The 14,185-nt window shown below is 61.6% G+C and carries 11 protein-coding genes; 10 read left to right on the top strand and 1 reads right to left on the bottom strand.

The window, feature by feature from the left end; translation table 11 throughout:
• The first annotated feature begins 77 nt into the window (after window positions 1-77).
• The 10 genes from M1E12_RS18315 (at window position 78) to M1E12_RS18270 (ending at window position 12,427) form a co-directional block, all read left to right on the top strand.
• Window positions 78-1,310, top strand: a complete 1,233-nt coding sequence (locus M1E12_RS18315; RefSeq protein ID WP_310242701.1) for an ABC transporter substrate-binding protein — start codon at window positions 78-80, stop codon at window positions 1,308-1,310.
• A gap of 89 nt (window positions 1,311-1,399) precedes the next feature.
• Window positions 1,400-2,308, top strand: a complete 909-nt coding sequence (locus M1E12_RS18310) for a carbohydrate ABC transporter permease (protein WP_479562830.1) — start codon at window positions 1,400-1,402, stop codon at window positions 2,306-2,308.
• Window positions 2,308-3,159: a carbohydrate ABC transporter permease gene (locus tag M1E12_RS18305; protein ID WP_113458995.1), complete on the top strand. Its 852-nt coding sequence runs from the start codon at window positions 2,308-2,310 to the stop codon at window positions 3,157-3,159. Before M1E12_RS18310 ends, M1E12_RS18305 begins: the two co-directional genes overlap by 1 nt.
• Window positions 3,156-5,264 carry an alpha-galactosidase gene (locus M1E12_RS18300; RefSeq protein WP_479562829.1) on the top strand — a complete coding sequence of 703 codons (2,109 nt, stop codon included), beginning with the start codon at window positions 3,156-3,158 and terminating at the stop codon, window positions 5,262-5,264. The genes M1E12_RS18305 and M1E12_RS18300 overlap by 4 nt, the downstream gene beginning before the upstream one ends.
• Window positions 5,257-6,348 (top strand): ABC transporter ATP-binding protein, encoded by a 1,092-nt coding sequence (locus M1E12_RS18295; protein WP_479562828.1) that lies wholly within the window; start codon window positions 5,257-5,259, stop codon window positions 6,346-6,348. Before M1E12_RS18300 ends, M1E12_RS18295 begins: the two co-directional genes overlap by 8 nt.
• On the top strand, window positions 6,348-8,279 hold the full coding sequence (locus tag M1E12_RS18290; protein WP_479562827.1) for a beta-galactosidase: 1,932 nt from the start codon (window positions 6,348-6,350) through the stop codon (window positions 8,277-8,279). The genes M1E12_RS18295 and M1E12_RS18290 overlap by 1 nt, the downstream gene beginning before the upstream one ends.
• A gap of 120 nt (window positions 8,280-8,399) precedes the next feature.
• Entirely contained in the window at window positions 8,400-9,257 is an 858-nt protein-coding gene (locus M1E12_RS18285; protein ID WP_479562826.1) for an SDR family oxidoreductase, read from the top strand.
• A 46-nt stretch (window positions 9,258-9,303) separates the two neighbouring features.
• The gene (locus M1E12_RS18280; RefSeq protein WP_479562825.1) at window positions 9,304-10,110 is read left to right on the top strand and encodes an alkaline phosphatase family protein; all 807 of its coding nucleotides are present in this window, start codon (window positions 9,304-9,306) and stop codon (window positions 10,108-10,110) included.
• Between the two features lie 68 nt (window positions 10,111-10,178).
• A complete protein-coding gene (locus M1E12_RS18275; RefSeq protein ID WP_479562824.1) occupies window positions 10,179-10,895 on the top strand; it encodes an SDR family oxidoreductase in 717 nt (238 codons plus the stop codon).
• A complete protein-coding gene (locus M1E12_RS18270) occupies window positions 10,889-12,427 on the top strand; it encodes a cryptochrome/photolyase family protein (protein WP_479562823.1) in 1,539 nt (512 codons plus the stop codon). Before M1E12_RS18275 ends, M1E12_RS18270 begins: the two co-directional genes overlap by 7 nt.
• Window positions 12,428-12,438: 11 nt before the next feature.
• Here the strand turns inward: M1E12_RS18270 and M1E12_RS18265 are convergent, their stop codons facing one another.
• On the bottom strand, window positions 12,439-14,184 hold the full coding sequence (locus M1E12_RS18265) for a glucan ABC transporter ATP-binding protein/ permease (protein ID WP_479562822.1): 1,746 nt from the start codon (window positions 14,182-14,184) through the stop codon (window positions 12,439-12,441).
• Between the last annotated feature and the right edge of the window lies 1 nt (window position 14,185).

The raw sequence follows: 14,185 nt of genomic DNA, 5'->3' as shown, positions 1-14,185 counted from the left end.
GCTGGGAATTCCGCTCCGGTGGGATCCGGGGCTTCAAGCTCCGCAATGCGATGCATAACGGTCATAGGGAGGAAAACATGACCTTTTTCAAAAGCCTGAGCAGCTTTGCTCTGGGTGCAGCCCTTCTGTCGTCTACCGCGTTCGCCGGTGAAATCGTTCTCAATTCCGACCATTCCGATCCGGCGCCGAAAAAGGCGATGGAAGAATTGATCGCCGATTTCCAGAAGGCCAATCCCGATATCACGGTGAAGTGGAACAACTTCGACCACGAAGGCTACAAGTCCGCCATCCGCAACTTCCTGACCGCCGATGCGCCTGACGTCGCCGCATGGTATGCCGGCAACCGCATGGAGCCCTTCGTCAAGGCTGGTCTGTTCGAAGACGTCACGGATGTCTGGGACGCCAATGGCCTGAACGACCAGCTGAAGTCGGCGTCTGCCTCGATGACCATCGATGGCAAAAAGTGGGGCGTGCCCTACACCTACTACCAGTGGGGCATCTACTACCGTAAGGACATCTTCGCGGAACAGGGCATCGAGCCGCCGAAGAACTGGGCGGAATTCCTGGCTGCCTGCGAGAAGCTGAAGTCTGCCGGCATCACGCCGATCACCATCGGCACCAAGGCCCTGTGGCCGACGGGCGGCTGGTTCGATTACCTGAACCTGCGCGTCAACGGTTATGAGTTCCACATGGAGCTGACCTCGGGCAAGGTTCCCTACACCGATCCGCGCGTGAAGGCCGTGTTCGAGAAGTGGGGCGAGCTCGTCAATGCCGGCTACTTCAATGAAAACCATGCCGCGATCGACTGGCAGGATGCTATCCCGCAGATGGTGCAGGGCAAGGCCGCCATGTATCTGATGGGCAATTTTGCCGTTGCCACGATGAAGGACGGCGGTCTGACGGAAGACCAGATCGGCTTCATGCAGTTCCCGGAAATCACGGCCGGTATCCCGATGGCCGAGGAAGCGCCGACCGACACCTTCCACATCCCGTCGGGCGCGAAGAACAAGGAAGATGCGAAGAAGTTCCTCGCCTATCTTGCTTCGCCGGAAGCGCAGACCAAGATGAACGCGACGCTCGGCCAGCTGCCGGTCAACAACCAGGCTGAAAAGCCGGCGGATCCATTCCTCAATGCCGGTTTCGAGATGCTGTCGAACGCCTATGCGCTCGCGCAGTTCTACGATCGCGATGCCAATGCCGAAATGGCAAAGGCTGGTATGGAAGGCTTCCAGGAATTCATGGTCAAGCCTGACCGCCTCGATGCGATCCTCGAGCGCCTCGAAAAGGTTCGCGCCCGCGTTCACAAGTAAACACTAGAGCTCCCTGCGCCGGGTGCTGTGGGTCTCCCTGGGCCCATGGCATCCGGTTGCCGTTTCCCTTGACCTTCAGAGGTGCCGCCATGAGCAACACCGTTCCTTCGTCGTCCGGTTTCTGGAAGCGAAACCAGCAGACGCTTGCGCCCTTCCTGTTCCTGGCGCCCGGCATGCTGATGTTCCTGATCTATGTGCTCGTGCCGATCTTCGAGTCGATCTGGATCAGCTTTCATGACTGGGACGGTCTCGGCGCCATGACCTGGATCGGCCTCGGCAATTATGCCGAGCTCATCGATGACGATGCCTTCTATACGTCGCTGTCCAACAACGTGATCTGGCTGGTGCTCTATCTGCTGTCGATCCCGGCGGGTCTCGCTGTCGCCCTCTTTCTCAACCAGACCGTCGCTGGGATCCGGCTCTACAAATCTCTGTTCTTCTTCCCCTTTGTGATCAGCCAGGTCGTTGTCGGTCTGATGTTCACCTGGTTCTACGCGCCGGATTTCGGCCTGTTCGCCAAGCTCACGGAAATGCTGTTCGGCGAACAGATCGCCGTGCTGGCCGACGAACGCTACGTCACCTACGGCATTATCGTTGCGGGTCTCTGGCCGCAGACGGCCTATTGCATGATCCTCTATCTGACAGGTCTCAACAACATCAATCCGGAGCAGGTGGAAGCCGCGCGCATGGATGGCGCCAAGGGTTTGAAGCTGCTCTGGTATGTGATCCTGCCGCAGCTTGCGCCGGCGACCTTCATCGCCATGGTCGTGACCGTGATTGGCTCGCTGCGCTCCTTCGACCTCGTATCCATCATGACCGCCGGCGGGCCCTACGGGTCGAGCCAGGTGCTCTCCTACTTCATGTATGAGCAGGCGCTCTCGGAATACGGGTTCCGCATGGGTTACGGCGCCTCGATCGCTGTCGTGCTGTTCCTCATCATGATGGTCTTCATCTCGCTCTTCATCGTCCGCATACTCGCCCAGGAAAGGAACGCCTGATGTTCCCCACTCCGATCCAGAAGGCCTCGCCCTTTGCGCAGACGGCCTACAAGATCCTGCTGCCGGTCGCGCTCTTCCTCTGGCTTTTGCCGTTGATCGGCGTGGCCGTGACCTCGGTTCGCCCGGCAGGCGACCTCGCCGCGGGCAATTACTTCGGGATCCCCTCGGGCTTTGCCGGCTTCGAGAACTATTCGGCGGTCTTCAACAACTCGCCGATCGGCTATTACATCCTGAACTCGTTCAAGGTGACGATCCCGACGGTGATCGGCGCGGTGGCGCTCTCTTGCCTCACGGGCTTTGCGCTCGCGGTCTACAAGTTCAAGGGCAATCTCGTCCTCTTCTTCATGTTCGTCGCAGGCAACTTCATTCCGTTCCAGATCCTGATGGTTCCGGTGCGCGACATGACGCTGCGCGCGGGGCTCTACGACACGACCATGGGTCTCGTGCTCTTCCATGTCGCCTTCCAGACCGGCTTCTGCACGCTCTTCATGCGCAATTTCATCAAGGGCCTGCCCTTTGCGCTGATTGAATCGGCGCGCGTGGAAGGCGTCTCCGAATGGCGGATCTTCCGCTATATCGTGCTGCCGTTGATGCGTCCGGCGATCGCGGCGCTGTCCGTGCTGATCTTCACCTTCGTCTGGAACGACTACTTCTGGGCAACGGTCCTGGTGCAGGGCCAGCATGCCATGCCGGTCACGGCTGGCCTCTATTCGTTGAACGGCCAGTGGGTTGCCGCCTGGCATCTCGTTTCCGCCGGATCGATCGTTGCGGCCCTGCCGCCGGTCGCCATGTTCTTCCTCATGCAGCGCCACTTCATCGCTGGCCTCACACTCGGAGCGACCAAGGGATGACCAGCAAGATTATCACCATCGACTCGGGGCAACTGGCACTCAGCCTGCGCCTGCCGGAACTCGGCATGCCGGAAATCATCTCCTTCGGGGCGGAGCCTGCGGAAGCCGATCCGCTGTTCGAGATCGAACGGTCGAGCCGGGTCAACGGCATGGACGTGGCCGTACCCTCCTCTGTACTTCTGCCGACAGGCGGCATGGGTTTCTTCGGCTGGCCGGCGATTGCCGGACATCGCGGCGGGCGCGATTTCGTCGCCCAGTTCGGTCAGTGGGAATATTTCCGGGATCAGAACCAGACCGTGCTTGCCGGTCTCGACTCCGTGTCGAAGCTGGCGCTGTCAATCACGCTGACGGCCCATCCGTCCGGCCTGATTTCCATGGCAACGAAGCTGACCAATCGCGGCGAGACGGACTATCAGCTCGATCGTTGCATGGCGGGCACCTTCCTCGCGCCGGCTGGCGACCTGCAGGTGATGAGCTTCACCGGCATCTGGGGTCGCGAATTCCAGACGCGGCGCGAGCTTCTCGGCAATGGCACCTGGATCCAGGAGAACCGCCGCGGTCGCACCTCGCATGATCGCTTTCCGATGCTGTTCATCGAGAGCGAGACCCAGATCTTCGGCGTGACGCTCGGCTTCAGCGGCAACCATCAGATGGTGATCGACCGGACCGATGATGGACAGCGCCTCGTGCATCTCGGCGAATTGTTCGAGCCGGGCGAGATTGTGCTTGGTCCGGGTCAAAGCTATGAGAGCCCGGTTGCCTATGCCGGTGCGGATACGGAAGACTTCCACGCCTTCGTACGCGAGGAGCTGATCAGCTGGCCGGGCGGCCGGATGACGCCCCGTCCGGTGACGCTGAATACCTGGGAAGGCAATTACTTCGACCACCAGATGGACTCGCTGAAAGCCCAGGCGACAGCCGCAGCCGAGCTCGGCATCGAGCGCTTCGTGCTCGACGACGGCTGGTTCGGCAAGCGTGACAACGACACCACGAGCCTCGGCGACTGGGATATCGATGCGCGCAAGTACCCTGATGGTCTGAAGCCGCTGGTCGATCACGTGACCGGGCTTGGCATGCAGTTCGGTATCTGGTTCGAGCCTGAGATGGTGAACCCGGTGTCCGAGCTCTACAAGGCGCATCCCGACTGGGCGCTGACGATCGAGGGTCGCCCTATCCTGGAATCACGCACTCAGCTGGTACTGGATCTGACGCGTCCGGAGGTCTCCGACTATCTCTTCGGCAAGATCGATGCGGTGCTGTCCAGCCTTGCCGTTTCCTACATCAAGTGGGACATGAACCGCGACCTGACGCATGCGGCCGGTTGCGACGGCAAGGCGAAAACATCAGCCCAGACCCGCGCCGTCTATGCACTGATGGACCGCGTTCGTGCGGCCCATCCCGATGTCGAAATCGAAAGCTGCGCCTCCGGTGGCGGGCGTATCGACTACGGCGCCCTGAAGCGCACCCATCGCGTCTGGACGTCCGATTGCACGGATGCGCTGGAGCGGCTGGAAATCCAGCGCGGCGCGTCCGCCTTCGTGCCGCCGGAAATTCTCGGAAGCCATATCTCGGCCTCGCCGAACCATCAGACCGGTCGCCGCCATACGCTGACCTTCCGGGCGCTGGTCGCCATCGCCTATCATCTCGGTGTGGAGTTGAACCCGCTCGAACTCACCGATGAGGAGCGCGACGAACTCAAGGTCTATATCGAGACCTACAAGCGGCTACGCGATCTCTTCCACGCGCCGGGCGCAAGTTTCCGCATGGAGCCGATCGACGGCCGTTATGTCTGGGGTGCGGCTTCGGACGAGAAGATCGTGGTGATCGTCGCTCAGGGGCCGCAGATGGTAGGCGAACAGCCAGCACCGCTGCGTCTGCCCGATCACGTGACCCAGTTCGGTGGCCAGTGGCGGATCAAGACCGTGCTGCCGGCAGAACCACAATTCATCCGTATCTCCAAGGGGCAGAAAGCGCTGCTTTCCGGCGGTGTCAGTTTCGCGCTTTCCGGTGCCGGCCTTGCCGGCCTGCCGCTGCCGATGCTGATGCCGGAAAGTGCACTTCTCCTCGAACTCGAACCGATCAAGGGAGGCAAGACCCATGGCTGACGTGAGCCTGCGTGGCGTCAAGAAACAGTTCGGCGCGCTCAGCGTCATCAAGGGTGTGGATCTCGACGTCAAGGACGGCGAGTTCTGCGTCTTCGTCGGCCCCTCCGGCTGCGGCAAGTCCACGCTTCTGCGCATGATTGCGGGCCTTGAAGACATCACCGCCGGTTCGCTTGCGATCGGTGGTCAGGACATGACCAGCATCGGCCCCTCCGAGCGCGGCGTTGCCATGGTTTTCCAGTCCTATGCACTTTATCCGCACATGACGGTTGAGGAAAACATCGGCTTCGGTCTGAAGATGACCGGTCAGCCCAAGGCGCTGATTGCGGAGCGCACTGCCGTTGCCGCCAAGATGCTGCAGCTTGAGCCGCTCCTGCAGCGCAAGCCCGGCCAGCTCTCCGGCGGCCAGCGCCAGCGTGTCGCGATCGGTCGCGCGATCGTCCGCAATCCGGAAGTCTTCCTGTTCGACGAGCCGCTGTCGAACCTCGATGCGGCGCTGCGCGTCCAGATGCGGACCGAGCTTTCCAAGCTGCATCAGGATCTGAAGGCGACGATGATCTACGTGACCCACGACCAGGTCGAGGCCATGACCATGGCGGATAAAATCGTCGTGCTGTCGGCCGGCAAGATCGAGCAGGTCGGTTCGCCGCTCGAACTCTATCACCGCCCGAATAATCTCTTCGTTGCCGGCTTCATCGGCTCGCCGAAGATGAATTTTCTGAAGGTTCAGGCCTCGACTGCCGACGGTGTTGCCGTGGTGCGCCTGCCCGGGGCGGAGATCTCGATCCCGACGCAAGGCGCGAGCGTTCCGGCCGGCGACCTGACCTTCGGCATTCGACCCGAGCATATCGATGCAACCGGCCAGGGCGATGTTGTCATCGAGGCAACCGTCAAGCTCGCCGAATATCTGGGGTCGGAAACGCTGTTCTTCGTCACGCTTGCCGATGGCTCTGAGCTTGCTGTGAAGGCCGATGGTCTCGCCAGCGAGAAGCCCGGCCAGACGCTGCGCCTCGGCATCGATGCCAAGGCCTGCCATCTGTTCGACAAGGACGGCAAGGCCGTCATCAATGGGGATCTGACACGATAATGCTGGGCGTCTGCTACTATCCGGAACACTGGGACGAAAGCCGGTGGCGAACCGACGCGCGCCGGATGCGCGAACTCGGCATTTCCTTCGTGCGCATCGGTGAATTCGCCTGGTCCCGTCTGGAGCCGTCGCGCGGCAATTTCACCTTCGAATGGCTCGACCGGGCGATCGACGTGCTGCATGAAGCGGGCCTTAAGGTCGTGCTCGGCACGCCAACCGCGACCCCGCCCAAGTGGCTGGTGGACGAATGCCCCGATATCATTCCCTATGACGAGCAGGGCCGCCCGCGCGGCTTCGGCTCGCGGCGTCACTACACCTTCTCATCGGAGACCTGGTGGAAGGAAAGCGCGCGGATCGTCGAGATCGTCGCCGAGCGCTACGGGACCCATCCCGGCATTGTCGGCTGGCAGACGGACAATGAATATGGCTGTCACGATACCACGCTCTCTTGGGGGCCGGAGGATCTGAAGAGCTTCAAGCGCTGGCTGCGGCTGCGCTACCAGTCGACGGACCAGTTGAACGAAGCCTGGGGTTCGGTTTTCTGGTCGATGGAGCTTTCGAGCTTCGACGACGTTGCGCTGCCGAACCTGACGGTGACCGAGCCGAACCCGGCGACGCGTCTCGACTTCTGGCGCTTCCATTCGGATCAGGTCGCGGCTTACGACAAGACGCAGTGCGAGATCATCCGCAAGCATTCGCCCGGCCGTTGGATCACCCATAACTTCATGGGCTTCGTGTCCGACTTCGACCACTTCAAGGTCGGCGACAATCTCGATCTGGCCTCCTGGGACAGCTATCCGATCGGCTTCGTTGAGAAGTTCCCCTTTACCGAGGAAGAGCGCAATCGCTGGGCCGAAACCTCGCATCCCGATATCGCGCCCTATCACCACGATCTCTACCGCGCCGTCGGCAAGGGTCGCTTCTGGGTGATGGAGCAGCAGCCGGGTCCGGTCAACTGGGCGCCGTGGAACCCGGTGCCGAAGCCCGGCATGGTGCGTCTGTGGACCTGGGAGGCGTTCGCGCATGGGGCCGACGTCGTCAGCTATTTCCGCTGGCGCCAGGCACCTTTCGCGCAGGAACAGATGCATGCGGGTCTGAACCTGCCGGGCCTCGACGAGTGGTCGCCGGGCGGCAAGGAAGCCATGCAGGTTTCGGAGGAGCTCCTTGCTCTCGGCGCGCTTCCCGAGACGAAGCAAGCACCCGTGGCGCTGGTCTTCGACTACCAGAGCTACTGGTCGACGATGATCCAGCCGCAGGGCAAGGATTTCCGTTACGAAGAGCTCTGCTTCCGCTGGTACGAGGCCCTTCGCCATCTTGGCCTGAACGTCGATTTCGTCCGCCCGGGTGCCTCGCTCGAGGGTTATCCGCTTGTTGTCGTGCCCTGCATGACGGAAGTGACCGAAGCGGCACGCGCTGAGCTTGAGAAGGCCAAGGGTGTCGTCGTGATCGGCGCGCGAACGGGTTCGCGCGACCGCAATTTCCGCATCCCGGAAAACCTGCCGCCGGGTCCTCTCGGCGCACTGACGGGCAATCGTGTCGTTCAGGTTTCCTCCCTGCGTCCGGGTCTCTCTGATGGCGTCTCCGGTGCGGTTTCGGGTTACGCGATCCGCTGGCGCGAATATGTGGAGACGTCGGCGTCGGTGCTCGCCACCTTCGACAATGGCGATCCGGCGCTGACCGAGAAAGGCAATGTGCTCTATCTCGCCTGCTGGGCCGATGCCGGGCTGCTGGCTGAGGTGCTGGAACTGGCCACCAAGAAGGCCGGTGTTTCGACGCTCCGCGTGCCCGACTTCATCCGTATCCGTCGCCGCGGCGATCTCGTCTTCGCCTTCAACTACGGAACGGAAGACTGGGCGCTGCCTGCAGGGGCGGAGCCGGTGCTTGGCGAGCGCGTGCTGAAACCGCAGGCGGTGGCCGCCTGGCGGGTCTGAAATTGGAACTTCACTCGGGGCCGGCGTCATGCCGGCCCTTTCCGTTCCGGCCGGATCTGTTCGGAACTCATCCATGGCTCACCGGTTTGACCCTCGAACCCCACACGAGGAGACGAACACATGGCCGATTATCCCACACCGCCGTTCTCGCAGGAGAAGGTCCCCATGCCGGGCCGGACTGCCGACATGAATCCGAGGCCTGATCACGGCGAAGACAGCTACAAGGGCTCCGGAAAGCTCGAGGGCCTGAAGGCGATCATCACCGGTGGCGACAGCGGGATCGGCCGTGCTGTGGCGATTGCCTATGCGCGGGAAGGTGCCGATGTCCTGATTTCCTATATCGAAGAGGATGAGGACGCGAAGGATACCGCCCAGTGGGTGGAAAAAGCCGGCCGCAAGGCGGTGCTGGTTCGGGGCGACATCCAGAATGCCGATCACTGCCGCGAGATCGTGGACACGGCGGTCCGCGAACTCGGTGGCGTCGATATCCTGGTCAACAATGCCGCCCATCAGGCATCGTTCGAAGACATCACCGAGATCCCGGATGAAGAGTGGGAACTCACCTTCCGCGTCAACATCCATGCGATGTTCTATCTGACCAAGGCTGCAGTGCCGCACATGACGAATGGCGGTTCGATCATCAACACGGCGTCCATCAATTCGGATAGCCCGAGCCCTAATCTTCTCGCCTATGCGACCACAAAGGGTGCGATCCAGAACTTCACCGCCGGGCTGGCGCAGATGCTGGCGGAAAAGAAGATCCGAGCCAATGCCGTGGCTCCCGGTCCGATCTGGACGCCGCTCATTCCGTCGACCATGCCGGAGGAAAAGGTGAAGAACTTCGGCAAGCAGGTGCCTATGCAGCGCCCGGGCCAGCCGGCGGAGTTGCAGACGGCTTATGTGATGCTGGCCGATCCGCTCTCCAGCTACGTTTCCGGAGCGACGATCGCAGTGACCGGCGGCAAGCCAATCATCTGAGGCGCTGTCGCTTGCCTTTCATGGATCGCGTGGCATGGTGCGCGCCATGAACAAAGTGATCCTGATCATTCTCGACGGGCTGCGTTACGACGCGGCCCGTACCTGTCTCGGCTATCTGGAAGGGCTCGTCGCAGCCGGCCGCGCCGATGTGCGCAAGCTCACCTGCGAACTGCCGGCCATGTCGCGACCGCTCTATGAAACCTTGCTGACCGGCCGAAAGCCCGTGGATCACGGCGTGGTCAGCAATGGCGTGGTGCGGCGGTCGGTGGGTGACAATCTCTTCGCCCGGGTGCGCGCGCATGGCGGCGTGACGGCTGCGGCCGCCTATCACTGGGTATCGGAGCTTTATGTCTCCTGCCCGTTCGATCGGTATCGCGATCGCCTTCTCGTCGATGGAAGCGGGGACATCACGCATGGCCTGTTCTACTGGGATGACGCCTATCCCGACAGCCATCTCTTTGCCGATGCCGAATGGCTCGTCCGCTCCAGGGCGCCCGATTTTCTCCTGCTCCACCCGATGAATGTCGACGACGCGGGCCACAAGCATGGGGGCGACAGTGTCGGTTACCGCAACGCGGCCCGGACACAGGGCGATCTGCTCGCCCGCCACCTGCCAGGCTGGGTCGAGGCCGGTTACACCGTCATCGTCACCGCGGATCATGGCATGGGTGATGACGGCAATCATGCCGGACCGACGCCTGAGGAGACCGAGGTTCCGTTCTATACGATCGGCTTCCGGCTGGAGCGAGATCAGCCTTTTGCGCAGACAGAAATCGCCGGTCTCGTCTGCCGACTGATGGATATCGACGCCGGATCGATGCCTATCTTCGACGGAGCCATCGAGCGCCTCTGAGACAATCTGCGCCTGATCCGGTCTTGCTGTCCGCCGTATTGGAAAACACAGACCTGCAGGAGATCAAGATGTCCGCCTTTTCCGGAATGACGTCCCTCAACCCCGGTTACCGTGCCCTCGTGCTGGGAGCCAGCGGTGGTATCGGCGGTGCCTTTGCCGCAGCCATCAAAGCCGATCCCGCCTGCGGCAGCGTGACGGAGTTGTCGCGAAGCCGCGACGGGTTCGACATTACGGATGATGGCGCCGTCGGCGCTGCGGCTGCACGGCTTTCCGATGCGGGGTTGAAATTCGATCTCATCCTCTGTGCGACGGGCGCGCTCGTCATCAATGGCAATGGCCCAGAAAAGACCATCAAGGCGATCCAGGGCGACGTGATGGCGGCGCAATTTGCGTTGAACGCCATCGGCCCGGCGCTGGCGCTAAAGCACTTTGCACCGCTTCTCTCCAATGAAGGCAAGAGCGTGTTTGCGACGCTCTCGGCACGCGTGGGCTCGATCGGGGACAACAAGCTCGGTGGCTGGATTTCCTATCGCTCCGCCAAGGCAGCGCTCAACCAGATCACCCGAACGTCGGCGATCGAGATTGCTCGCCTCCGGCCGAAAAGTGTGGTCGTCGCGATGCATCCCGGGACGGTCGATACCGGCTTTTCAGGCGGGTTCTCCAAGGGCCATGACCGGATCCAGCCGGCGGAAAGCGTGGCCATGATGCTCTCGGTGCTGGACCGTCTGGAGCCGGCGCAGACGGGCGGTTTCTTCGCCTATGACGGTCAGCCGATCGAATGGTGAAAGCATCGCGCATCCATCTCGTGCTCGGTGACCAGCTCAGCCATTCGCTGTCTGCGCTTGCCGATGCCGATCCGCAGGGCTCGCTCGTGCTGATGGCGGAAGTCATGAGCGAAGCAACCTATGTGAAGCACCACAAGAAGAAGATCGCCTTCCTCTTCTCCGCCATGCGGCACTTCGCCGAGGCGCTGCGGGAGAAGGGGTTCCAGGTGCGTTACGTCACGCTGGATGACCCTGAGAACACGCAGAGCCTGAGGGGTGAACTTGCCCGGGCGATTGCCGAGAGCGGAGCCTCCTCCATCGTCGCCACCGAATGCGGAGAATGGCGTCTGGCGGAGGAGATGCGGGGCTGGGAGACACATCTCGGCGTACCCGTCGAGATCCGCGAAGATCATCGCTTCCTCTGTTCGATCGAAGATTTCCGGCAGTGGCGCAAGGGCCGCAAGCAGTTGCGGATGGAGTATTTCTACCGCGACATGCGCAGACGGCATCGGGTGCTGCTGGAGGGTGAGGAGCCTGTCGGGGGCAAATGGAATTTCGACGCCGACAACCGCAAGCCGCCTGCCGAGGGGCTCAAGGGGCCAAGGCGGATCAGCCATGCCAAGGATGCAATCACAAAATCCGTACTGGCACTCGTTGAGGAACGGTTTGCCGACAATATGGGCTCACTCGACAGCTTCCACTATGCCGTGACTTCGGACCAGGCGGAGATGGAGCTGCAGCAGTTCATCGACGAGATCCTGCCCAATTTCGGCGACTACCAGGACGCGATGGTGAAGGGCGAGCCGTATCTCTATCACTCGCTTATCTCCTCATACGTGAATGCCGGTTTGCTTTTGCCGATTGATGTCATCCGTCGTGCGGAAGCCGCATGGTTCGAGGGGCTTGCGCCGCTCAATGCGGTCGAGGGTTTCATCCGCCAGATCCTCGGCTGGCGCGAATATGTGCGCGGCATCTACTGGACCGAGATGCCCGATTATGCGCAACGCAATCATCTTTCGGCCGCACGCCCGCTGCCGCAGATGTACTGGACGGCCAAGACCGACATGGTTTGCATGAAGGGCGCAATCAGTGACACGATCGAGCATGCCTATTCGCATCACATCCAGCGGCTTATGGTGACCGGCAATTTCGCCATGCTGGCCGGGATCGATCCGGCAGAGGTCTGCGAGTGGTATCTGGCCGTCTATTCGGACGCCTATGAATGGGTGGAACTGCCGAACACGCTCGGCATGGCTCTTTATGGCGATGGCGGGCTCATGGCGAGCAAGCCCTATGCGGCGAGCGGAAAATACATCGACCGGATGAGCAATTTCTGCGGTGGATGCCGCTATGATCCCAAGCTGACGACGGGGCCTCGCGCCTGTCCGTTCAATGCGCTCTATTGGGATTTTCTCGATCGCAACACCGAAAAGCTTGCCCGCAATCCGCGGCTTTCGAACATGTATGCGACCTGGCGGCGCATGGACCCCTTCAAGCAGGATGCCATCCGCAAGCATGCGGCCCAGGTGCTCGACACTCTCAACGTGCTTTGAGCGACCGAGGGTTAGATCACCGGGCTCGGTTCTTCCTTCAAGAGGCCGCTGGTGCGCAGCAGCGAGCTGAAGCGGCCGCCGAGCGCGCTCAGCTGGTCGTAATTGCCCATCTCGATGATCCGGCCGTGGTCGAGGAAAACAACGAGATCAGCCTCACGGATGGTGGAGAGGCGGTGCGCGATGATGAAGGTCGTGCGGTTCTGGCGAAGCCGGTCGATCGCCTGCTTCACCCGGGCTTCGGTCTCCACATCGAGCGCGCTGGTCGCCTCGTCGAGAACGAGGATCGGCGCGTTCTTCAGGATGGCGCGGGCAATTGCGATGCGCTGGCGCTCGCCTCCGGAGAGGCGGTTGCCGCGCTCGCCGACATGGGTGTCGTAGCCGATCATCCGGCTTTCGATGAAGTCGGTCGCGGCGGCGGCTTCGGCGGCCTGGATGATTTCCTCTTCCGTCGCCTCTTCGCGACCGAGGCGGATATTGTCCTTGATCGAGCGGTTCAGAAGACCGGCATCCTGGAAGACCGTCGCGATGGCGTGGCGCAGCGATTTGCGCGTCACCTTGGCGATGTCCTGTCCGTCGATCAGGATCTGGCCGGATTGCGGATCGTAGACCCGCTGAAGCAGGTTGATGAGGGTCGTCTTGCCGGCACCCGTCGGGCCGACGATCGCGACCGTCTGGCCTGCGCGCACATGGAAGGAGATGTCGCGCACGCCCTGGGTCGTCGAGGCAAAGTCGAAGCAGACATCGCGGAATTCGACATCACCCTTGACCGGCTTCAGATCGGCAGCGCCTGCACGCTCTTCCCGCTCCTGGACGGCGTCTTCCAGCTTGTAGAAGTCCTCGAGCTTCGAGCGCGCCTCGAAGATCTGGTTGACGAAGGTGATCATCTGATCGAGGCGGGCGATCAGCAGGCCGGCAAAGCCGGTGAAGGCGATGATGTCGCCGACCTTGAGTTCACCGCGCTGGACGAGCAGCGTGCCGATGACAAGGATCACCAGCATCGACAGGGTCGACGCAATGCGGTTCAGCGCGCCTGCGAGAGCCCACCAGTCAAGAACCGGATACTGTGCCGACAGCAGCTTGGTCGTGTATTCCTTGAGGGCACGAGTTTCGAGCTCGATACGGTTGTAGCTGTGCAGGACGGAAACGTTGCTGATCGAGTCGCTCACATGGGAAAAGACCGTGTGATAGTGGCTCTCGACGGAGGCCTGGCCTTCCTTGGTGCGGTTCATCACCGTCTTGCCGATAATGACATAGAGAACGGCCAGGACGATCAGGACGGAGGTGAGGCGCACATCCATCGAGAAGGCGGTCGGAATCAGCAATGCGAGCGCCACGGCCGTTGCCAGATGGGTGCGCATGAATTCGAGCCATAGACCGAAGAGCGTTTCACCGGCACGCAGCAACGTGTGCAGGGCGTTCGACGTGCCGCGCTGGTGGTGCCAGCTGAGCGGCATGGAGATGATCTTGGCGAAGGAATCGGTGAGCAGATCGGCGCGTCGACCATGGGCAAGCCTGTCCGCCTGTCTCGCGACGAGGACATAGGCGACCGTGTTGAAGACGCCGAAACAGCCCCAGGCGATCAGGATCGTCGTTGCGTCGCGCTTTTCCGAGATGGCGTCGATGATGCGGCCGAAGAGGATCGGCTCAAGAATCGTGATGACGGCGAGAACGACGTTGGCGATGACGACGAGCGAAACCTTCAGCCTGTAGCGGGCAAGGTAGGTCAGAGCCTTGAAATAGACCTGGAGCAGAGACAAG

Source organism: Rhizobium sp. K33, from assembly GCF_056501445.1.
This window is presented reverse-complemented; position numbering and strand designations above follow the sequence as displayed.